The organism is Parabacteroides hominis (genome assembly GCF_014287585.1).
GTDB lineage: Bacteria > Bacteroidota > Bacteroidia > Bacteroidales > Tannerellaceae > Parabacteroides > Parabacteroides hominis.
Window position 1 is genome coordinate 290,698 of record NZ_JACOOJ010000001.1, and the last position, 24,796, is coordinate 315,493.

General features: G+C 45.8%; 11 protein-coding genes. 6 read left to right on the forward strand and 5 right to left on the reverse strand.

All coding sequences use genetic code 11. The features are described 5' to 3' along the window. Positions 1–120 precede the first annotated feature (120 nt). The 5 genes from H8S65_RS01210 to H8S65_RS01230 all read right to left on the reverse strand — a co-directional run bounded on the left by H8S65_RS01210 (position 121) and on the right by H8S65_RS01230 (position 10,969). Entirely contained in the window at positions 121–2,067 is a 1,947-nt protein-coding gene (locus H8S65_RS01210; protein WP_186928132.1) for an ABC-F family ATP-binding cassette domain-containing protein, read from the reverse strand. Positions 2,068–2,108: 41 nt separating this feature from the next. Then, complete coding sequence (locus tag H8S65_RS01215) at positions 2,109–3,149, reverse strand: glycoside hydrolase family protein (protein ID WP_186928133.1); 1,041 nt, start codon at positions 3,147–3,149, stop codon at positions 2,109–2,111. Positions 3,150–3,183: 34 nt separating this feature from the next. Further along, the gene (locus H8S65_RS01220; RefSeq protein WP_186928134.1) at positions 3,184–6,096 is read right to left on the reverse strand and encodes a glycoside hydrolase family 2 TIM barrel-domain containing protein; all 2,913 of its coding nucleotides are present in this window, start codon (positions 6,094–6,096) and stop codon (positions 3,184–3,186) included. A 94-nt stretch (positions 6,097–6,190) separates the two neighbouring features. After that, entirely contained in the window at positions 6,191–7,810 is a 1,620-nt protein-coding gene (locus tag H8S65_RS01225) for a RagB/SusD family nutrient uptake outer membrane protein (protein WP_186928135.1), read from the reverse strand. Positions 7,811–7,849: 39 nt separating this feature from the next. Beyond that, a complete protein-coding gene (locus tag H8S65_RS01230) occupies positions 7,850–10,969 on the reverse strand; it encodes a SusC/RagA family TonB-linked outer membrane protein (protein ID WP_186928136.1) in 3,120 nt (1,039 codons plus the stop codon). Positions 10,970–11,966: 997 nt separating this feature from the next. Here H8S65_RS01230 and H8S65_RS01235 point away from each other — a divergent pair. The 6 genes from H8S65_RS01235 to H8S65_RS01260 all read left to right on the forward strand — a co-directional run bounded on the left by H8S65_RS01235 (position 11,967) and on the right by H8S65_RS01260 (position 23,676). Next, complete coding sequence (locus H8S65_RS01235) at positions 11,967–15,029, forward strand: SusC/RagA family TonB-linked outer membrane protein (RefSeq protein ID WP_186928137.1); 3,063 nt, start codon at positions 11,967–11,969, stop codon at positions 15,027–15,029. A gap of 23 nt (positions 15,030–15,052) precedes the next feature. Next, on the forward strand, positions 15,053–16,708 hold the full coding sequence (locus H8S65_RS01240; protein WP_186928138.1) for a RagB/SusD family nutrient uptake outer membrane protein: 1,656 nt from the start codon (positions 15,053–15,055) through the stop codon (positions 16,706–16,708). A 61-nt stretch (positions 16,709–16,769) separates the two neighbouring features. Beyond that, positions 16,770–18,149: a DUF6057 family protein gene (locus H8S65_RS01245; protein ID WP_186928139.1), complete on the forward strand. Its 1,380-nt coding sequence runs from the start codon at positions 16,770–16,772 to the stop codon at positions 18,147–18,149. A gap of 6 nt (positions 18,150–18,155) precedes the next feature. Then, positions 18,156–19,610: a TolB family protein gene (locus H8S65_RS01250; RefSeq protein ID WP_186928140.1), complete on the forward strand. Its 1,455-nt coding sequence runs from the start codon at positions 18,156–18,158 to the stop codon at positions 19,608–19,610. 19 nt (positions 19,611–19,629) lie between these two features. Beyond that, complete coding sequence (locus H8S65_RS01255; protein ID WP_186928141.1) at positions 19,630–20,184, forward strand: DUF3332 domain-containing protein; 555 nt, start codon at positions 19,630–19,632, stop codon at positions 20,182–20,184. 114 nt (positions 20,185–20,298) lie between these two features. Beyond that, on the forward strand, positions 20,299–23,676 hold the full coding sequence (locus H8S65_RS01260) for a glycoside hydrolase family 2 TIM barrel-domain containing protein (protein WP_186928142.1): 3,378 nt from the start codon (positions 20,299–20,301) through the stop codon (positions 23,674–23,676). Positions 23,677–24,796 lie beyond the last annotated feature (1,120 nt).

A 24,796-nucleotide genomic window follows, 5' to 3' on the forward strand; every position in this document is an offset into this window, starting at 1 on the left:
GGAAGAAATTCTAAAGAGGGTTAAAATTCAAGCGTTAATATTTACTTTTTCAAAACCATAGTGCACATTTGGCAATATTTGAACCGTAAATGCTGATTTACGGTTCACAAGAACTGACTGCTAACTATTGGCCGCATTCAGTTCTTCCAGTTCAAGTGTCTGTTCCGTCCAGAGATCCATCGTGTCGGAAAGATTTTTCTTCAATTCGGAATATTCGGTGTATAAGGAAACATCTGCCGCCCCTTCGGGAGTGGCCAGCCTGGCCTCGACAGCAGAAATGGAGTTTTCGAGTTCAGTTATTTTCCTTTCGGATTCGGCTATCGCTTTTTCAACTTTCTTAATTGCCTTGCTTTGCTCCTTGCGGGCTTCATAAGAGAGCTTGTTTTGAGTCGGTTCCGAAGCGGTTCCTTCCATAGAGGCTGTAGCTTGGGTGGAACGTTCCAATTCGCGCAAGCTATCCATCTTTTTATGTTCCAGGAAATCATAAATACCTCCTAAATGCTCGATAACCCGCTTGTTTCCGAATTCATAGACTTTGTCCACCAGTCCATCCAGGAACTCACGGTCATGCGAAACGACGATAACCGTACCGTCGAACTCTTTCAAAGCATCTTTCAGCACATCTTTCGAGCGCATGTCCAAATGGTTGGTCGGCTCATCGAGAATCAACAGGTTCACCGGTTCCAACAACAGACGGATCATGGCCAGACGGGTCTTTTCTCCACCGGACAGCACCTTCACCTTCTTATCCGACGCTTCTCCACCGAACATGAAAGCCCCCAGTATATCCCGTATCTTCAGGCGGATATCACCCTGTGCAACGTAATCGATCGTATCGAAAACGGTCATATTCTCGTCCAACAGCTGTGCCTGGTTCTGTGCAAAATAGCCGATCTTCACATTATGCCCCAACTGGAGCTTTCCGGTAAAGTCGGTGATCTCTCCCATTATGCATTTAACCAATGTGGACTTACCTTCGCCATTCTTGCCGACAAAAGCGACTTTGTCTCCGCGGTTAATGGTAAACGTGGCATGCTCGAAAATCAGATGGTCGCCATAGCGTTTGGCCACATCTTCCGCAATCACCGGATAGGAACCGGATCGGGGAGCCGGAGGAAATTTCAGGCTCAACATAGCCGTATCCACTTCGTCCACCTCGATGCGTTCAACCTTTTCCAATTGTTTGATACGGGATTGCACCTGCACGGATTTGGTCGCTTTATAACGGAAACGCTCGATGAAAGCCTCCGTATCGGCCAATTTCTTCTGCTGGTTTTCAAAAGCACGGAGTTGTTGTTCGCGGCGATCTTTACGCAATTCCACATATTCGGAATACTTTACCTTATAATCATAAATCTTCCCAAGTTCTATCTCTACCGTACGGAAAGTCGTATTATCGATAAACGCCCGGTCATGTGAAACCAGGATAACCGCATTGGCACGTGTCGCGATAAAGTTTTCAAGCCATTGGATAGACTCGATGTCCAAATGGTTGGTCGGCTCGTCCAGCAACAGGACATCCGGCTTGCGGAGCAGGAGCTTGGCAAGCTCGATACGCATACGCCATCCCCCGCTGAACTCGGAGGTCGGCCGGTCGAAATCCTCACGGCTAAATCCCAAGCCGATCAACGTCCGTTCCAACTCGGCATGATAGTTATTCCCGCCCATCATCTGGAAATGTTCCGTCAGATGCGCAACACGGTCTATGAGATTCTGATACGATTCCGTTTCATAATCGGTCCGCTCGGCCAGTTGCAGATTCAGCCGTTCTATCTCTTTTTCTATCTCATGGATATGTTCGAAGGCATGTTCCGCCTCTTCGCGCACCGTCTGTGTATCCGCCAGCTTCATCTGCTGGGGAAGATAACCGATCGTCGTTTCCTTCGGAACGCTGACCGTCCCGGAGGTAGGCGACTGCAATCCGGCAAATATTTTCAGCATCGTCGATTTTCCCGCACCGTTCTTTCCCACCAATGCGATGCGATCCTTCTTATTTACCACAAACGAAACATCATCAAAAAGCGTAAACCCGCCAAACTCAACTGTAAGTCCTTCAACCGAAATCATATTTTTTCTCTTTTATGGCTGCAAAGGTATATATATTTTGTTTACTTTTTCTTCCTCTCAACAGGTGACGGGACTTTCTTTGCATACTTATCCCGGTCACAGACGATCTTCCCATCCACATATTCCAACTCGGCAATCTGGATAGAGGCACGATGATAGTTCCAAGTGTTTTCTTCCACTTCGATACCGTCCATTTTGTACGTTCGTCCCGGATGAGTAAAATAGAAGATAAAGGCACGGTCACCGATCACGACGACATCGCAATGTCTCCCCTGGTCGAAATCGTCCGGACGGAGACCCGGCTTGTTCAGGATTGTCGAATTATAGGTCCAGTTAGCCGCATCGTCCGATTCATAACAATGCAAGCCGACATATCCTAAATTGCATTCATCGATGATGTTCCAGTATTTATTCTTCCAATAAAAGACAACCGGTCCTTCATGCGGGACATCGTCAATCTCGCATTTGCCGGTCACCTTCCAGGTCGTCAGGTCCTTGCTCACACCCGTATTCGTTTTGGAGTCGGGAGTTTTATACCACATCTTCCAACTGCCATCCGGCATCTGGAATGCCGAAGCATCGATACAGCCATGCGTACCCTCTATCTCCTCCACCAAGTCCCAATTCATCAGATCCTTGCTTTTGTAAAAGACAAGCCGGGCATCGCCTCCCCAAAAAGGATGAATGCCGGGGATAAAGGTAACGATCATGTAATAAGTGTCCTTATGCTTGAACACATCGGGAGCCCAGAAAGTGCTCTGTCCCTGCATAGGCTCCGGCAAGTTCGCCGTCCCGACATAATACCAGCTTTTACCGTTGTTCTTGGTAGCCGCGATCCCGACCTTACTGCCATAGACGCATGCCACTTCCTGCAAATTAGGTACATTGGCACGACGTTGGGTGTAGAACATCCACCATTCCTGCCGCTCCGCATTCCATTCGAGCGTCGGATCGGTGGGGCCGTCATGGATCGGGCAACGGAACAAAGGAGCCGGCGCATGTTCGATGTCGAAAGGCTTGTCCTGTGCAAAAAGGCTTGTCCCGCAAAACAGGGCTGCCAACACAAATAATATTCTTTTCATGCTATTCAGATTAGACATATCTATACATTATATATTAATAGAGCGAGATTTCTCCCAGGCCGGCACGCCCTTCGGAAACATGCTCGATTGTCAAACGGACATATTTCACTTTCCGGTCAACCGTCATCGGTTTAAATTCCCAACCCGTACATTCGCGTTCATACAGGAGTTCCCACCGTTCGCCATCCTCAGAAGTCTCCACCTTATGTTTATAAGAAGAGCTATCTTTCTGGAAAAGGATGCGGCTGGCAGCTACGTATGTCGGACGGTCCAGCGCCAAAGTGACCACCTGCGGCAACCGGTCTTCTCCGGCAATCCACCAAGTATGATCGTCATTGTCGATTATATTGGAGGCAGGATACCCGTTCTGGCTGTTTCCAACCTGGACCGACGCTATTTTCAGGCGAGGTTTCTCCAAAATGCGCTTCTGCCAGGAAGAAGGTTTTACCACGACATTATCTTCTTCCTTTCCAGTAAAGGGGGCATGTTTTCCGTCCGGCAGATACCTTCCTTCAAACGGCTTCGTGCTGATTTCCGCTTCACCGGAGGACAAGCCCTCTGCTGTCGCTTTCACCGTAATCTTACCGGCTTTCTTCGTCGTGCGGACAAATGCGAAACCAACGCCTCCTTCCACCTTCTGCGGATTGATACCGATACGGCTGATCGTGTCTCCGACCAACGTCCCTTCACCGGATACCTGAATCCGGATTTCCTGTCCGGAGTTGTAGACCAAAGAACCATTCTTGTCACAGACCTTAAAGTAGACAGGGATCATATCCGAGCCGTCGGCAACAGGGACAATGCCATCCGTCTTTATCTCCACTACCAGATGATCGGCTTTTTCCGGAGTGCTCACACTGTGGGTCGCCACAACCTTTCCGCCAACCAGCGCTTCCGCCTTTAATGTCCCAGCCTCATATCCCCCGGCATTAAAGACAAATACCGGACTGCCTCCCTTCTCGACAACCGAACGATACAGCGGTGTCCGTTCTTCCCGCGTCTGAGTTCCGATCAGCTTTCCATTACGGTACAGACGGACTTCATCGCAATTGGAGAAAACCGTTATATCCGTTGTTGACGAGGTAAAATCCCCCGAAGCATTATAAGAAGCGATAAAGACCATCGGCCCTTCATACAGGCCCGGTTGCGAAACCGCTTTATCCCGCATACTCTGTAGCATGAAGTAGCTGAATTTCGGATACCGGTTGATATCCACCACACCGCTATACATCGTTTCATCCTGGCTACCTCGCGCATAGTCATTGTAGCTCCAAACGAAATGCCCGCCCATATGCGGATTGGCATCCAACATACACCAGTCAAAATAACCTTTGCCGTTCAACTGCTCGATACGGCTACGGCACTGGCGCATCTGTTCCTCTTCGTTTTCTTTCAGGCTGACACGCGGCTTTTCGCCCACGCCATCTCCCCACTCACGGGTAAACAATGGCTTGACCACTATAAAATCTTCCGGATAATTACTCATCACATCCCCGTCTTTCGGGAACTTGGAAACCTGTTTATAAAAGACATCATAATAAGGCTCCATCTCCGCATGCCCGAAATAATCGCCTGCCGTGTACATCTGGTCGCCCGGATATTCGGCATGAGACAATTCGAAAATCTCCTTTGCCAAAGAGACCGGATAACGGGATTCGTTCAAAGCCGTTTCCCAAAGAACGACAGAAGGATGGTTCCGGTCACGGCGGATCATCTGGCGACCGATTTCATACAAACGTTTAATAAAGGTGGAATCCGGATTATAGAACTGCCAACCGGGAATACACTCCACCACTAACAGCCCATACCGGTCGCACGCTTCCAAGAAAGCCGGATCATTCGGATAATGGGCGGCGCGAACCGCATTATAACCACCCCGTTTCAGGTCGATCACATCCCGTACCTGCATCGAGTTGGAAGCCGCATCCCCGACATTGGCAAAAGCCTGATGGCGGTTGGCTCCGCGCATATACAGCTTTTCCCCATTGATAAAGAATCCATCCTCGGCCGTGTAACGGATCGTACGAATACCGATCTTCCGGGTAGTTTCGTCGAGCACTTTATCTTCCGACAGCAATTGTGTACGCAAGGTGTAGAGATCAGGCGTATAAGGATGCCATAACGACGGTTGATTGACAATGAGGTCCTGCTCCACCGTCCCGTCCGATTGCTTTTGCAAGGTGACCGGCGTTTCAGCCTCAGCAACGACATGGCCTGCCGGATCGACCAGTTGCGAGAAAACGGAAAGCGTTTCATCTCTGTCGGTCAAATTCCGGACGTGTGTGGCAATATGCGTTCTTGCTTTCTCCTTTGTCACTTCGGGGAAAGTCACGAACTGGCCACCGCCGGCAACTTTGTCTTCCTGGAAAGGGTCTGTTATATAAATCTTGTCTGTAATCTCCATCCGGACATCCCGGTAGATACCACTGTAATAGTAGAAATCCATTTTATCCTGCGGCTTTCCCGGAGGTGTCAGCGGGTCATGCTCTGCAGACACACGGACAGCCAGCACATTATTCCCGTCCCAATCGATACGGTCCGTAAGATCTGCGACAAATCCCATATAACCGCCGTGATGATCCGTGATCTTTTGGCCGTTCAGATAAACGTCGCAATTCGTCATCACACCTTCGAAAGAGACGACTATCCGTTTATCCTTATATTTTGCAGGTAGTTTGAAATAACGGCGATACCAACCGACTCCGTCATAAATGGAGTTTCCACCGCAATGTTTCGTTTCCAGTTGCATAATATGAGGCAGGGCGACAGGCATCCATCCGGAATCATCCAAATCCGTCCGGCTCCCTTCCGTCACATCTCCCCGGTAAAAAGCCCAATCGGTATTCATATCCAGGACTTCCCGGCTGGAAGAAGAGGGAGTGCAGCAACCATATCCCAACGCAACGCAAATAAAAAACAAGAAATAAGAGATTGTTTTATGCTTCATGCCATTTTAAGTGTTTTTCAATACAAAGGAAAGGGATATATTGGAAATGATCCAATATATCCCTCCTTAAAATACTATAAAGAATCAATACCTATTAATAGCCGTCATTCTGTTTCAACTGCTTGTTTTTGTCAAGTGCATCCTGATTGATCGGCAAATAGCGGTTGTGAGGAGCAAACGAACGGTTTTCAACCAGTTCCACACCGCTAATGACCGCACGTTTATACGGGTCGGTTTCAGCATAGTCGATCGTTCCTGTTACACAATTCAACGGACCGTTCAACACGGTTTCAGCCACCATCTTGCCACTTGCATCTTTCCAACGGAGGATGTCTGCACGACGAAGACCTTCACCAGCCAACTCGATAGAGCGTTCGCGACGGATCAGTTCACGCAATGTTTCTTTCGAACCGTATTTGTTCTGATCTACATTCGGCATACCAGCACGGTTACGGATCTGATTCAACAGGCCGTAAACTTCAGCAGACGGACCGTTCAATTCATTTTCAGCCTCCGCATAACTCAACAGAACTTCTGCATAGCGGAAAAGGATTGCGCTGGAATTATTCGACCATATATCTCCATACTGTGACATCGGATCCAAATATTTAGCCCAAGTCAAGCCTGTTTTAGAGGAGTTGTTGGCTGTACCCGGATGATTCGGATTAGATTTGCCGTCCAATTCCTTATCTAACGTATTGATGATCGTTTTTCCACCGATACCAACCCAATCTCTACCCGGATAGAGAACAGTCATCGCCATACGCGGATCACGATTTGCAAACGGATGAGCTGCATCATAACCGCTACCGGCTTCTTCTTTCGTCAAACCATTGCTCATTTCATACGTATCAATCAGATTCTGAGTCGGAACCATTGAAGACCAACCACCGTCACCATTGTTATACATCGAAGCGATCATCCAGTTAGAATACAAGTTTTCATCGTGCTGAACAGATGCTATGATTTCCTTAGAACTCTGGCCGGGAACCGTAAACACATTTGCATAGTCCGGATCCAGTTCATACTGTCCCAAATCCATAATAGCCTTTGCAGCCTCTTTCGCACGCTGATAATCGCCATAATACAAAGCAGAGCGCATCTTAAGAGCCAGTGCCGTACCTTTAGCGATATAACCTTTTGCAGCAGGAACATCATTCAACAGAGGAATAGCAGCATCCAGTTCGTCAAAGACAAACTGTTTCACTTCTTCTTCCGTTTTACGAGGGACTTGTGCTTCTTCAGCCGTTTCATAAGACTCGATGATAGGCACACCGCCATACCACCAGTTCATATTGAAATACTTATATGCGCGGATCGTCTTTACCTGTCCGATCATATTGTTTTTATCGGCAGTATTGGCAAATTCGATACTTTCGATATTTTTCAGGAAATCATTACACCGGCGGATCATGCCGAAAGAGTAATAATTCACAACCGAATTGTTGGCAGTCATGCCACCATCTCCGATATTTCGGAAACCTTCATGGATGTGAAAGTTAAAACCGAAGTCAGATGCACAATCCCAATACAGGATTCCGGTTTCGTCAATCCAACCGTCATAACAGCCGATCAAAAACTTTTCAGCATCCGCTTCCGTCTGCCAGGTAGTACTGGGAGACAGTGCGTCATGAGGAATCGTATCCAAAAAGTCCGAGCAGGAAGTTCCGACCAATGCCATCCCTGCCAGCATATATACTAATACACGTTTCATATTTTATTCTTTAATTTTAATCTTAAACAATTGTTCTTATCAGAATGTCACATTCACACCAAAAGCATGTGTCTGAGTCAACGGGAAGCTGGAAGCACGTTCACTTCCGATTTCCGGATCCACATTAACAAGCATATTATGGATAGTAAACAGATTTTCTACAGAGTAGTAGAAACGTACATTTTCAATTCCAACCGATTTGATCACATTCTTCGGAAGCGTATAACCGAACTGCAGGTTCTTCATACGCAGATAGCTGGCATTCTGCAACCAGAAAGTAGAAATAACATTCTGCGATATACTCGGAGATGTTACATCATACGCTATACGCGGCATCGATGCATCCTTGTTTTCCGGTGTCCAGGCATCCAACCAAACAGTTGCCGGATGAGAGTCGTCACCACCAAAATAGCCTGTTACTTCCTGGTTGATCAAACGGTGTACACCTGCTGCACCCGTAAACAACATAGACAAGTCGAAACCTTTATAGGCTGCGTTCAGATTCAAACCGAATGTAAACTTAGGATCAGAAGAACCTGCCAAAATACGGTCGTCAGATGTCATTTTGCCATCCCCATTCGCATCCTGATAAATCAAGTCACCACCTTTGAACTTTCTTGTACCGAACGGATAACCTTCCTGTGTGGAATATTTGTCCATCCAAGCCTGGGCAGCTTCGTCCGATTCGAAGAAACCGTCTGCTTTATAAACACGGTACGTGTTCAACGCTTCACCGATCTGGCGAACCTTGTTTCCATTGTTCGGGTCTGCCGTTACGCCATCGGCTTCCGGGCTCAAACCTAAATCCAACAGTTTGTTCTTGTTGTAAGCGAAGTTTCCGGTTGCACCGAACGACCAGTCGCCCCATTTGTTGTTATAGCTCAGGATCACTTCGACACCCCGGTTAGACATTTCGCCCACATTGTCCTTATAAGCATCCAGACCGAATTCTGCCGGAACCGGAACGTCCATGATGATACCGGTCGTTCTGCGATCGTAGTAGTCGAATGTCACATTGATCTTGTTATTGACCGTTGCATCGAAACCAAGTCCCCATGTACGGGATTTTTCCCATGAAATAGAAGACAGCTTATACGCTTTCTGGTAGTAACCGGACTGCAAAGAGCCGCCTAACGGATATTTTGCATCCAGATTATAGGTGTTCATCCAGGGATAGTAATCGCTCAACGCATCCTGGTTACCCAGCAAACCCCATGATCCACGTATCTTCAGGTTGTTCAACCAATCTCTCGTATTTTCCATGAATCCTTCTTCACTGATACGCCATGCAGCAGAGAAAGAAGGGAAATATCCCCAACGGTTACCATCGGCAAAACGGGAAGAAGCATCCGAACGGATATTACCTTCCAACAGGTATTTGCCTGCATAATCATAGTTGATACGTCCGAACCAGGAAATCATCGCCAACTCACGTGTATAACCCGTGTTTTTCTGGGTTGCCGCATCTCCCGCTGCAATATCGGTCAAATCGTTGGTCGGGAAATTCTTACGGAACTGCTGGTTATAAGTATAGTCATACTTTTCAGTATGCCAACCTGCCATTGCCTTCAAACCGTGTTCTCCGAATTGTTTGTCGAAGTTCAACAAAGCATCGAAGTTTGCACGATGCCAACCGGTAAAACGTTCTTCCAAACGATTGGGTTCTGTTTCCTTATTCGGATTGTACTTGATGTATTTCTGGAAAGCACGGTAATGCTGCTGGTTGTTCACATAAGAACCGGTCACTGTAGCTACCAAGCCGTCGATAATCTTATAATCGGCAGACAATGTACCTGAGAAGTTCTGGTTCTTACGGTCGACTGTCTGGTCAGCATCCAGCCACGCAAGCGGGTTACCATCCCCAATAGTTCCGTAAGTACCGTCATCGGCACGACCAACGATCCACGGAGCGATACGGTTCAACTGACGGATAATCTGGTCGGAGCTGGCAGCACTGTTTATATCACCGCTTTCACTTATACCGGATGCATAAGAAGAAATTGGGTCGGAATAGTCATTCTTGATATAAGCCAGGTTTAAACGAACCGTCAATCTGGAGTTCAACTTCAGGTCCAGGTTTGTACGGGCATTGAATTGCTGTCTGTCCGCGTTCGGCAGGATACCGGTTTGTCCTAAATAACCGACAGAACCCATATACTTAGCATTTTCCGTACCACCGCTCACACTTACATTGTGAGAATGCTGCACACCTGTCCGGTAGGCTTCGTCATACCAATCCGTGTTAGGAGAAGTCCCGTTTCTGAAATTTTCAATATCCGTTTCGCTGAAACGCGGGTTCAAACCTTCATCGATCATAGACTGGCTATACAAACGAGCATAGTCGTAAGAGCTGATACGGTCGATCATTTCCGTCGGTTTCTGGAAACCGACATATCCATTATAAGAGATACGCGGTTTGCCGGTCTTACCTCGTTTCGTAGTAATCAAGACAACGCCATTGGACGCCTTCGAACCGTAGATAGCGGCAGAAGCGGCATCTTTCAATACGGAAATACTTTCGATATCGTTCGGGTCGACAGAGTTCATCGTACCGGTTTCGATACCATCCACCAAGATATACGGGTCAGCCGTGTTCAACGTACCGACACCACGCACGCGGATCGTACCGCCATCCTGCCCGGGACGGCCACCGCCGGAAGTAACCTGAACACCCGGCATAGTACCCTGCAAAGCGGTAGAAACGTTCTGTACAGGACGGTTTTCCAACACTTTACTGTCTACCATAGCAACAGCACCGGTCATATTCACCTTCTTCTGCGTACCGTAACCTACGACAACGACTTCTTCCAGCTTCTGCGTGTCTTCCACTAAGTTTACAGCCAAAGTAGCTTGTCCTGCGTACTTGATTTCCTGTGTGATATAACCGATAAAAGAGATTTGAATAACATCGCCGTTATTCACTTCCAACACAAAATTACCGTCCATGTCGGTAACTGTACCGTTTGTCGTACCTTTTACGACTACCGAGGCTCCGGCTACAGGCCCCAGTACATCATTAACTGTTCCTTTCAAACTTTTCTGTTGCTGAGAAATACCAACTTTAGGAGTTGCTGTCTCATTAGCTGCGAACACTGTTCCTGAGGAACATAATGCGGCGGACAACAGCAAAAAGCTGACTGGTCTTGCGATTTTCAACATACTAATTGTTTTTTGTTTAATAATAATAGTCATTAATATATGAATAAGATCCAAGGAGGCGGTAAACACCTGACTTATAGTCTTAATACATTCATGGTATAATTTCTAACATATCTCGTAAATCTGTGACACATATAAGAACATAGTTCTTGTAGGACTACGTTCTTTGACGCGACAAATGTAATACATTTATTTATTATCACGCATGTTTTTTTAGAAAAAATTAGCACGAGTGTTGTTCTTTGTCTTTTAATGCTACATTTATACATCGAGACAAATATATTAAAATATTTTACTAACACAATCAAATTTAATTGTTATTTTTTCTTATACAGACTGTTAAAGGCTCAGAGTCTTTTGAAAATTCGACAATATGAGGTCATTACTCAAGATTGATGAATCTGTATTTTGTTTTATACACTAACTTTACGTCTAAAGCATTTTGACCAAGTACACATCTTGAAATGTTAATTAACAATTAAGTGTATTCGAGTGTTATTTTCTAAACCTATCAGATTATTTTGCTTTTTTCTTATTCGCTTCCATGCTTCTACAAAAATATCCCCTTATTGCATATAAAAACATGTTCATTGCCATATTATTCTTTAATTTCCGGTTGTGATTATGTAATCGCCGGCGGTGATTACATAATCAGCGGCGTCAATTATATAATCACCGCCGGCGATTACAGAATAATTGCAGAGAAAGCAGAAAACTTATCTATAGGTAGGCAGGTAATATCAGATATCCCGGCACAAATCCGTAAAACTTAATCATAGTTCTACAAGAACTACATATCAAATCCTCCTCCCCTTTTCCTTACATTTAACTTTATATTTTTTCACAATAAGCCTTAGTCCTACAAGAACTACGCATGTGAAAGCATAAACTTTGGCCCTAATTACTAAAAAATAAGCAAGTAAGTGTGAGCTGCAAAAGCAACAGCTCCTCTTAAAGCCTATTATATCTAACTATTATTAAACAAAAAACAATTAGTATGTTGAAAATCGCAAGACCAGTCAGCTTTTTGCTGTTGTCTGTTACCCTTTGTTCATCAGGGGTGATGTTTGCTGCCAACGAAACTGCTACTCCCAAAGTTGGTATTTCTCAGCAACAAACGAGTTTGAGAGGTGTCGTTGAAGACGAATTCGGCCCGGTAGCCGGAGCGTCAGTCGTTGTAAAAGGTACGACAAACGGTACTGTTACCGACATGGACGGTAATTTCGTTCTGGAGGTAAAAAAAGGGGATGTAATCGTGATATCCTTTATCGGTTATTTAACCCAGGAAATCAAGTACAATGGAGAACAATCCATCCATGTAAATCTTAAGGAAGACACACAAAAACTGGATGAAGTTGTTGTGGTCGGTTATGGTGTACAGAAAAAAGTCAACTTAACAGGTTCTGTATCTTCTATCAAAGCTGAGACATTGGAATCAAGACCGGTATCAAGTGTATCAGCCGCATTAGCAGGACAAATGCCGGGTGTTACAGCGATCCAGAGTTCCGGACGTCCAGGTAGCCAAACAGGTTCAATTACAGTCCGTGGTAAAAACTCCGTGAATGCAGCAAGCCCATTGGTTATCGTTGACGGTGTTCCTGGTAGTATGAACACGATTGACCCGGCCGATATTGAAAGCCTTACTGTATTGAAAGATGCATCCTCTGCTGCCATTTACGGTGTTCAGGCTGCAAATGGAGTTATCTTGATCACGACCAAAAAAGGTAAAAAAGGAGATCGTGCACGTGTTAACTATTCAGGGAATGTAGGTTGGTCAACTCCGACTATGCGTCCTAAATTCTTAGGTTCTGCGGATTATGCTACATTATATAATGAAGCAACCCTTAATGACAATCCGAACAATCCGCTCCGCTTCACAGACGAAGACATTGAATTATATCGCAATGGAACAGACCCTTATGGCCATCCCAATACCGATTGGTATAAAGAAACCATGAAACAAAATGCGATTGAAACTATGCATCACCTTTCCATTAGCGGTGGTTCTGAAAAAACAAGTTATAGCGCATCTGTCGGTTATACACAACAAAACGGTTTGATCGATGCCAACAACTACAAACGTTTTAACGCACGTACCAGCGTTGATTCTCAGATCAACAAATGGTTCTCTGCAGGTTTGAACGTTTCCGGTTACAGAGGAACCTTAATGGATGGATGGAATAGTGTTGCCGGCATGACCCAATTTACGAACCGTGCAACTCCAGTCGAAGGTGTACGTAATGAAGAAGGAAAATTCCTTTATAACGGTAAAGATAATCCTGTTGCTTTATTAGGACGTGACGGCTTCAGGAGAACAATGGACCAACAGGTTAATGGTACATTATATGGACAAGTAAATATTTTGCCTAATTTGAGTGCCAAAGCATTATTCTCCGTACGTAACGATGAAAGAAGCGAAGATGGTTTCAAAACACAGATTAATTACGGCGCTAAAGACGAAGCGACAACCGGACTTCGCGAAGGGTATGAAAAACAGACTTGGTGGAACTGGTATACGACACAGGTACTAATCAATTATAACGAAACTTGGGGCAAGCACGATTTAGGCTTGTTGGCCGGCTTCGAACAGATCGATTACCGCTACAAACATTTAGAAGCGACTCGTAAAGGTGGAGGTAATAATGAACTGCAAGAATCTTTGAGTACATTGGACGCCTCTTCACAGACTAACAAAGAGTCAAGATACGAAGTAGCCCATCGTTCATATTTCGGACGCGCCCAATATAACTTTGCTGACAAATACCTGTTCGAAGCTAATGTTCGTATAGATGGTTCTTCCCGTTTTGCATCCGGCAACCGTTGGGGTACTTTCCCTGCATTCTCAGCCGGTTGGAGAATCTCCGAAGAAGAATTCATGAAAAATGCAAGTATCGATTGGCTTAGTAATTTGAAACTACGTGCCGGTTGGGGACAAACAGGTAACGAAGAGTTGAAAGACGAAGAAGCATATTTGACGGTTCCTTCATACGCGTACGATAATTATATGTTCGGAAACACGCTTTATTCAACCATCAAAGAAAGCCGTTACGCAAACCAGGAACTCAAATGGGCTACAGTAACAAGCATCGAAGGGGCAATCGAAGCCTCTTTCCTCAACAATAAAGTAGGATTTGAATTAGCTGGATATAAGAAAACAACCAACGACATGTTGTTGCTTCTTCCTGTACAGGGTATATTCGGCATGGATGCACCCAGACAAAATGCAGGCCAGGTACAGAACACCGGATTCGATTTGAGCATTTTCCATAATAATTCTATAAGCAAAGATTTCCGTTACGACATCAACTTCAATATCGCTTATGTTCACAATGAATTGACGGACTTGCAGGGAACCGAAGGGACAGAACCCGGAGACGGACGTGGCAATTTCTGGTTCCTGGAAGGCTATCCTATCGGTTCATATTACGGATATGAAGCAGACGGCTTGTTTAATTCTGCAGAAGAAGTAGCAAAAGGCCCGACGCGTACCGGCACGGAACAACCGGGTGATATCCGCTACAAAGACTTGAATGGTGATGGAAAAATCGATGCTGCCAACGATCGTAAAGTAATCGGAAAAGAGTTTCCGAGTTGGACTGCCGGTTTAGGAGCTAATTTATATTACAAGGATTTTGATTTGTCATTCTTCTTCCAGGGTGCATTTGATGTAGATGCTTATGTTAATGGTGAAGCAGCCTATGCATTCTTCAACGGAGGTAAAGTTCTGGAACGTCATCTGGACCGCTGGACACCTACCAACCATGATGCATCCTATCCGCGTATCACAATGGCTGACCAAATCAACTATCAGTTCTCATCTTATTGGTTGCAAGACGCTTCTTATGTCCGATTGAAAAACCTGACGATCGGTTATAACATTCCGAAAGCATTGCTAAGTAAAATCAATTTGGATCGCGTAAAAGTATTCCTGACTGGCGAAAACCTGTTTACGATTACCGGAATGGATTCACTTGACCCGGAATCAGCACCATCCAATGCGCGTGGAGGTTTATACTCGAACGTAAGAAAAATATCAATCGGTCTTAAAGTAGGTTTTTAAACAACAAATTATAATTTAGAAATATGAAAAAGAATTTTATATATGTAGCTCTTCTGGCTATCACACTATTCGGTTTCAGTTCATGCAGCGATTTCTTGGATCGTATACCGGATGACGAGCTATCAGACGGTAGCTTCTGGAAAACGCCTAATGACGCAAAAATGTTTATTGCAGACGTATATCGTCAGGCACTACCCGGAGGTGATGCCGGAGATATCGACGGCGATATTGAATCGGATAATGCCGTACATGGCATCAAATGGGCTGCCGGAGATGTATCCAGAGGCATCTACGATCCCGCAGCTATGGGCTGGAGTGGAGACTATAAAGCAATCCGCGCTTGTAACATCTTACTGTCTAAAATAGATAATATCCCTGATTATGACCAAGCTGATAAAGAAGCTGTTATGGGAGAAGCTCGTTTCTTACGCGGTTATATCTATTTCGGACTTATCCAGACATTTGGTGGCGTTCCTTACGTAGATCAACCGGTAGACTTGAAAGAGATGGGAAATATTACTCGTACGCCGGTCGAAGAAGTTTACGCTAAAGTGATGGAAGATTTCGATTATGCAATAGCTCACCTGCCTGCCGAATGGGGAAGTAGCGATTATGGCCGCGCCACAAAAGGAGCAGCCAACGCCATGAAAGCACGTGCCGCATTATATTTCAAGCATTATGATACAGCAGCTGATGCAGCAAAAGCTGTTATGGATTCAGGTATGTATGAATTGTACGATGCAGACAATACAGGAAAGTATGCACATTTATTCTGGGAAGAACAGGAAGCTTGCAAAGAGGCTATTTTAGTAAGACAGTTCAATGCCCCGGAATTGACAAACTACATCATCGGCTGGGGATGTTTCCCAACAAAAGGCTGGGGCGGTATCAACCCGACTCAGAGCTTAGTCGATGCTTTTGAGTGCATTGACGGATCTCCGATTGATAAATCAACGACATACGATCCGACAAATCCATTTAAAGATCGCGACCCCCGTTTGGAAGTTTGTGTATTGCATGACGGAGAAGAAATGTATGGCGTGACAATCAAAACTGCTCCACTGAAATCAAGCGGTAATACCGGTGTTGCCCAACATAACGATGCTACAGCAACAGGTTATTACGATCAAAAATGGTTGGATCCGTCAATCGACCCACAATCAACTGGTTGGGATATGGGAAAAGACTGGCATGTAATCCGCTATGCTGAAGTTTTATTGACTTATGCAGAGGCTAAAAATGAACTTACAGGGTTAGATGCTTCTGCCTTTGAAGCCGTAAATCAGGTACGTCGCCGTGTCGGCATGCCGGACTTGCAAAATACGGATGCAAGCAAACCGACCTATTGCGGCACGCAAGACGCTCTTCGTCAACGTATCCGCAACGAATGGCGAGTAGAATTTGCAATGGAAGGCAGCAAGCGCAAATGGGATATCCGCCGTTGGGGTATTGCTAAAGATGTGTTGAACGCTCCGTTCCTGGGAATGAAATATATGATGGTTGATGATCCTAACGCTCCGGAAGGAGACAATGGAAAGAAATGCATCCTGTATCAGGGCGAAAACATCAAACTGACAGGTAGCAAATATGAAGATCATAACTACCTGTTCCCAATACCACAGGAAGAAATCGACCTGAATCCGGCATTGACACAGAATCCGGGATATCCGACAAAATAAGTGACATTAATATTTACAGCAAACACGGGAGGACAGATGTTCTCTCGTGTTTCATTATTTTATGAAGCATATTCACTGGTTACTTTTTACTGTTCTCTGCGGTTTGCTCCTGTTCATGTTTATGGACAGCCTGGCTTATCTTTTCCCTTATCACGAACAGCAGCAACTTTTCCTGTTTACCAATTCCTATCTGGAGATTTATTTATCAGAGCCGGGAAAGTTAGGTGAATATTTTGCAAACTTTGTCATCCAATTCTTCTATCTGCCTTATACGGGAAAAATAGTATTGGCATTGATCTTATCATGCCTATATCTATTGCCGGTGTTAACCATCCGGAGGCTAACCGGGAAAAACGATCCGTTACAGATAGCATTACTTCCATCCCTTTATTTATTCATACAATTTGAATCGCCGGATTTTGAGATCAGCCGGATCACAAGCCTTTTCAGCTCTTTCCTTATTACATATTTATTGTCTTTGCTTCCCAGGAAAGCATTTTGTTATACCTCGATTCCCTGTTTCCTGCTGACAGGATTCGCACTGGGCTGGATCTATCCTGTAGTTGTTTTTGTGATCCTTTTGCTAACCGTACTTTCAGCTTGTATGCTGCCCCGTCTCATAACCAGCCCGAAAATATATATGAGTTGCACAATCCTGTGCCTGATTGCGTATGCTTCATACACATTCTATTCATTTGTCCACACTTATAATATGCGTGAACGGTTACTGATCGAAACGGAGATCCATGTAAAGAAACAGGAATGGGAACAAGTTCTTACCTGTGCAAAAAAATATAGAGGAGAAAGCCAACTGATGGAGTATTTCTGCAATATGGCTCTTTACCATACCGGACGTATGCCCTACGACCTGTTGAAATATCCGCAGAACTATGGCATCAACTCCCTTTTCCTGCCTTGGGTCAGTGACCCACGACAAAGCAGGTATGGACATTATCTGTATGAACAATTGGGCTATATCAACGAAGCTCAACGCTGGGCGTCCGAAGCGCTGGTGGTTTATGGCGAAACGGCTCCTACTATCCTGAACCTGATTCGTTATAACATTGCAAACGGGCGTCAGGAAGTAGCCATGCGTTTTATCAGGATATTAAAGCAATCCTTGTTCTACAGCAAGCAAGCAGAAAAATATGAAAGGCTGGCTCCTACCGGTGAAGTTCCAGGTTTGACACCTGTTCCCCAACAAAAAGGGAAGAAAGCGCGCTTTGCCAATATTCAGAATTTAGGTCCTGAGCTTATTTTTATCTGTGAGCAGGATTCTACCAACCGCATGGCATTCGAATACCTGATGAGTTACCTGATACTTAGCAACAGAACCAAGCAATTCGTGGAGTACCTGCCGCGAATAAAACAATTTCCTTATCCGGAAATGCCACCTCTTTACCAAAGTATACTCGACAACTATAAACAGACACAACAATAATGGCTTATGAAACTTTCTATTATTCTTCTATATATAATGTTGATAACTGCCTGTAGCCAGGGAAAGATTGTACCGGATGCTTATATGGACAAACCTCCCACCCTGTTTCCAGACTACACGGATGTCACATTTCCGGTCAACATCGCCCCTCCCAACTTTCAGATCGCAGAGGATGGAGAGGAATTTTATGCAGAAATAGGATTCGAAGACAAGGTTTTCTTTACCCGGAAAAATAAAGGGGGTGAAATTATGATCCCTTTGAAACAATGGCACAAACTGGTCTCGGCAGCAGCCGGAAATGAATTTTATATCCGTATTTCCATCCGGCAAAAGGAAAGATGGATGCAATACAAAGAAATCAGGAACTCCATTTCCATAGAGCCGATAGATCCATATTTAGTGTACCGCCTTTTATATCCGGGCTACGAGTTATGGAACCAAATGGGTATTTACCAGCGGGATCTTACCTCCTACGAGGAAATCCCCATTATCGAAAACAGATCGGACAAATCGACCTGCATGAATTGCCATACCTTCTGCCAAAACAATCCGGAGACCATGATGATCCATATACGGGGAAATAACGGGGGAACCATTATATCCCGTAACGGGAATGTAGGGAAAGTCGACGTTAAAAAACCGGGAATGAACAACGGAGGGACATACGCAGCCTGGCATCCGGGCGGCAGATATATTGCTTATTCCGTCAATGAGATACAGCAGTTTTTCCATTCCACAGGGAAAAAACCGATAGAGGTATCGGACCGGGAATCCGACCTGGTCTTATGGGATTGCGAAACGAACCGGCTTATCACCGACTCGCTTATTTATGGGCCGGAGTGGATGGAGACATTTCCGGCCTGGAGCCCGGACGGGAAAACGTTGTATTTCTGCCGAAGCAAGGCTATCACTACCCAAACATCTTTGGACAGCATTTATTATGACTTGTACAAAATACCTTTCGATGCCCAAAAACAAACATTCGGTAAACCCGAATGCGTATACGAAGCATCGGTTATACATAAAAGCATTTCCTTTCCGAGAATCTCTCCGGACGGTAACTACCTGATGTTTACTTGCTCGGATTACGGGAACTTCTCTATATGGCATCCTGAGAGCGAACTTTATCTATTAAACCTGCAAAATGGAAATATCCGAAATATGCAGGAAGTAAACAGCAATAATGTAGAGAGTTTTCACACTTGGTCCTCTTCCGGAAAATGGTTTGTCTTCAGCAGTAAACGTGTAGACGGGCTTTGGGCGCATCCGTTCATTGCCTCTTTTGATCCGGAAACAGGGCTTGCCGGCAAGCCGTTTATGGTTCCTCAGAAAGCTCCCGGATTCTATAAAACCTTTACCCAAACATTTAATTTGCCGGAACTCATAGCCATTCCGGTTACAGAAAACAAACAGAGCCTTAAGCAAATCCGAAATAAATTGTTATCTTCGTCCCCAAATTAACTACAAATACTAAACATTCATGAAGAAAAAAAGTGTAACATTATTGGTGGCAGCCACGCTTGCCAGCAGTGTATTATTCTCATCGTGTATTGGATCATTTGGGTTGTCCAATAAGCTGTTGGATTGGAACAGAAACATTGACAGCAAGTTTGTAAACGAATTGGTATTCATCGCATTCTGGATTGTTCCGGTTTATGAAATCTCAGCATTAGCCGACATATTGGTGTTGAACTCGATTGAATTCTGGAGCGGAAGCAACCCTGTTGCAGATGCCGGTACGGTAAAAACGATCGAAACTAAAGACGGCACGTATGCTATCGAAACCAAGAAAGACGGCTACCACATCCAGAAAGAAGGAGAAGAGAAAGCGGTCGATCTCGTTTTCAATGAAGCAGACCAGAGCTGGAACGTCGAAGCAGACGGTGAATCAACAAAACTGTTGAAGTTTAAAGGCGACGACGAAGTTGTCATGTATCTTCCCGACGGCAAAGAAATGAACGTTGAACTGAACCAGGCCGGCGTGCTTGCTTTCAAACAAGTTGCCGAAGGTTATTCGTTCTACGCAGCAAGATAAAAAAGTTGAGAGTTGAAAGTTGAAAGTTGAAAGTTAAAGAAGTACTCTTTTTCACTTTCAACTTTCAACTTTCACCTTTCAACTGACAAAGTCTAATCTAAATTAAAAATGCATATGAGACACATGTTTAAGAAAACGATGCTCACAGGAGCATTGAGTTGCTTCCTTCTGGGAACCGCATTGGCTGACAATGCGACCACCCAGCCAGCGAAGCCTTACTGGCAGGACATCCAAGTCGTTGCCGTTAACAAGGAGGCGCCCCGCTCCTCTTTTATGAGTTATGGAGACCGTGCCACAGCTCTCTCTTCCCGGTATGAAAAAAGTCCTTTCTATTCGTTGCTGAACGGCACATGGAAATTCTATTTTGTAGATTCGTACAAAGACCTTCCTGCTAACATCACAGATCCTTCTGTCAGCACCTCCGATTGGAACGATATCACCGTTCCGGGAAACTGGGAGGTTCAGGGACATGGCACTGCCATCTATACGAATCACGGATATGAGTTCAAGCCGCGTAACCCGCAACCTCCGCTGTTGCCGGAAGCGAATCCGGTAGGTGTTTACCGCCGCGACTTCGAGATTCCTGCCGGTTGGGACGGACGTGACGTATATCTGCATATCGCCGGAGCCAAATCAGGCTTGTATGTTTATGTAAACGGCAAGGAAGTCGGCTATAGCGAAGATTCCAAGAATCCGGCTGAATTCCTGATCAACAAATACCTGCAACCGGGCAAAAACGTGCTGACGCTGAAAATCTTCCGCTGGAGCACAGGTTCCTATCTGGAATGCCAGGACTTCTGGCGTCTGAGCGGTATCGAACGCGACGTCTATCTGTGGTCACAGCCTAAGATTGCGGTTAACGATTACCGCGTTGTTTCTACACTCGACGACACGTATAAAAACGGTATCTTCAGCCTGGCAATGGACATCAAGAACCATTCCGACAAGGTTAAGAATATCGATGTCACATACGAATTATTAGACGCAAAAGGCAATGTGGCTGCAACGGCTGAAAACAAGCTGTGGGTAAGCCCGAACACCATCTCAACCACTTCATTCGAAAAGACATTGGAGAATGTAGAGACTTGGAACGCAGACCATCCGAACCTTTACAAGCTGTTGATGACGATCAAGGAAGACGGCAAGGTGACGGAAGTAATCCCGCAGAACGTCGGTTTCCGCCGCATCGAAATCAAAGAGATCGACCAGATCGCCGGCAACGGCAAACCGTACACCGTCCTGCTGTTCAACGGCCAGCCGATCAAGTTCAAGGGTGTAAACATCCACGAGCACAATCCGCTGACCGGACATTACGTGACAGAAGAACTGATGCGCAAGGATTTCGAACTGATGAAGTTGCACAATCTGAACTCCGTTCGTCTGTGCCACTATCCGCAGGACCGCAAGTTCTATGAGCTTTGCGACGAATACGGACTCTACGTTTACGACGAAGCCAATATCGAATCGCACGGCATGTACTACAACCTGCGCAAAGGCGGTACGTTAGGCAACAACCCGGAATGGCTGAAACCGCACATGGACCGTACGATGAACATGTACGAACGCAACAAGAACCATCCGTCCGTAACCATCTGGTCTTTGGGCAACGAAGCCGGAAACGGTTATAACTTCTACCAGACTTACCTGTATGTAAAAGATAAGGAAAAGACCATGATGGGTCGTCCGGTCAACTACGAACGTGCACAGTGGGAATGGAACTCCGACATGTATGTCCCGCAATATCCGAGCGCAAAATGGCTGGAAGAGATAGGCAAGGAAGGCAGCGACCGTCCGGTTGCACCGTCCGAATATGCCCATGCGATGGGTAACTCGACCGGTAACCTTTGGGACCAGTGGAAAGCGATCTACAAATACCCGAACCTCCAGGGCGGTTATATCTGGGACTGGGTTGACCAGGGTCTTCTTGTCAAGGATGCAAACGGAAAAGAATATTATGCTTATGGCGGCGACTTCGGCAAAGACATGCCGAGCGACGGTAACTTCCTTTGCAACGGCATCGTGAACCCGGACCGCACTCCGCATCCGGCTATGGAAGAAGTGAAATATGCTCACCAGAATATCGGTTTTGAAGCAGTAGACGCAGCCAATGGTGTATTCAAGGTGACAAACCGTTTCTACTTCTCCAACCTGAAAGATTATATGATCAGCTACACGGTTAAGGCTAACAACAAAATCATCAAAGGCAACAAGATGTCTCTCGACCTGGCTCCACAGGCCTCACAGGAAATTACGATTCCGGTCGAAGGACTTAAACCGCAAGCTGGCGTCGATTATCTGGTGGACTTTGTCGTAACGACGACTAAACAGGATGGAGTAATCCCTGCCGGATATGACATCGCACAAGATCAATTCGTATTGCCGTTTACAGCAGACAAGATCGCTTACAAGGCAGGTGGCCCCAAGCTGACCGTGTCTGAAGAAGGAAACGACCTGAAGGTGACTTCTTCCAAAGTAAACTTCGTATTCGACAAGAAAGCAGGCGTCGTGGCTTCTTATAAAGTAGGCGGAACGGAATACTTCAACGAAGGTTTCGGCATCCAGCCGAACTTCTGGCGTGCCCCGAACGATAACGACTACGGAAGCGGCAACCCGAAACGTCTCGAAATCTGGGAACTCTCAAGCCGCAATTTCAATGTGACAAGTGCTACAGGCGAAATCGTCGATGGCAATGCGATCGTAAAGGTAGACTATAAACTGCCGGCCGGCAATCAGTTCCTGGTAACCTACAAGATCTATCCTGACGGTGTGATGAACGTGGCTACCCACTTCACGCCTGCTCACCTGGATGGTGTGAAGATCGGTATTTCCGAAGCGACTGCCACCGCGACCTTCTCACCGGGCCGCGCCAATGTCAGCGAACGCGACAAGATAGTCGTTCCGCGTATCGGCGTACGTTTCCGTCTGCCGGCAACGATGGATCAACTGGAATACTTCGGTCGCGGTCCGCTGGAAAACTATTGGGACCGCAAGGCCGGTTACATGATCGGACAGTATAAAAGCACGGCTGAAGAGCAGTATTTCCCCTATGTCCGTCCGCAGGAAAACGGCCACCATTGCGATACCCGCTGGATCTCATTAGGCGGTAAAGGCAAGAACCTGTTGATCGTTGCAGACGACGAGATGGAATTCAACGCAATGCGTAACTCCGTCGAAGATTTCGATGCCGGCAAGGCAACCGACCGTCCGTACCAGTGGAACAATTTCACTCCTGAAGACATTGCCAACCGCCCGGAAATCGGACCGTACGACAAACCTCGCCAGACGCACATCAACGACATCGCACCGCGTAACTTCGTTGAAGTATGCGTAGACCTGAAACAGCAGGGATTGGCCGGCTACGATAGTTGGTATTCACGTCCGGAGCCGGAATACACTTTACCGGCAGACCAGGAATACAAGTGGGGCTTCACTTTGATCCCCGGAGCTAATGCCAACAGTGCACAGAAGAAAGCGGGTTACAGCTACAAATAAGTAATCCGGTTTCACATCATAACCTAAAAGCGGTTGCCCCATTCCGGGCAGCCGCTTTTTTTACATAGGGAATAAACAAACTCATTATTGGGTAGTTTTGAAACTAAATGTACCACTAAAGAACCAGGTTCGCGGATGACCGGATGAAACAGATTAAAGCGGATTTAAATTATTTTATCCGTGCTTGTGATTATAGTGTCGATGTCTTAGGGCTGTGCTCTGGGCTATGTCCTGTCGGGCAGCCCTAAGACGAGGCTTTCCTCATACCGCAGGCTCTCTTTTGCCATCTGCTTCAGCAGTCGGATAGATGATTGTTCCGGCTTTGCCGGTTCCTCTGTGGGTTTTTAACCCCTTTAAATACAATAGAGGAAAGGGACTGAAGTCCACAGAGGAAGAGGCTTAGCCTCCAGACCTTTTAAAGGAGGTGTGTCAAAACTACCTTGTTCCCGCGCTTGACGCGGGATCGCATGAAAACTGACCGTATAAATATCTGATTGATAAGGCCTGTTCTTTTGCGGCCCCGCGTCAAGCGCGGGGCCAAGTATATTTTGACACACCTCCCAAAAGAGAGGCGGATGGTGCTTTGGGGATGCCGATACTGATAGCTATACTTATATAACAGGCGGTATCGGCAATCCCAAGAGAAAGCGGAGCTTTCTAAGAAAGGCCTAAGCGGACGGGCGTCAAGCGGAGGGCGAAGACGAAGCGGCAGGAGCCTGCGCTGTCTGAGCGAAGCGAGTTTCGCAGGCGACAGCGGAGTCTTTGACCGGAGTAGGCCGGACGGTTAAGCCTTGATCTTTTGGTTACTTTTGGATCAAGCCAAAAGTAACAGATAAATGTTCAAATATTCTTAGATTATCCTCTAAATACCCTCTGTTTATTTTATTTAATTAGGGTTCACACTGTTCGGAAGACTCTATAGATCAGCATGTTGCTGTGAACCCTGTGAATGCAAGATAAAAAAAGGCGGGATCGATCGATAGGATTGACTGATCGTAAACCGGTTTCACAGCCTTCACAGCCTTCACAACAAATCGCTGGCCATTAGCCTTTTACCGCCGTGAACCCTGTTTTTTAGTTTTGTCATATAAGGGATCTGATTGGTTCCTGTCCCATAAAA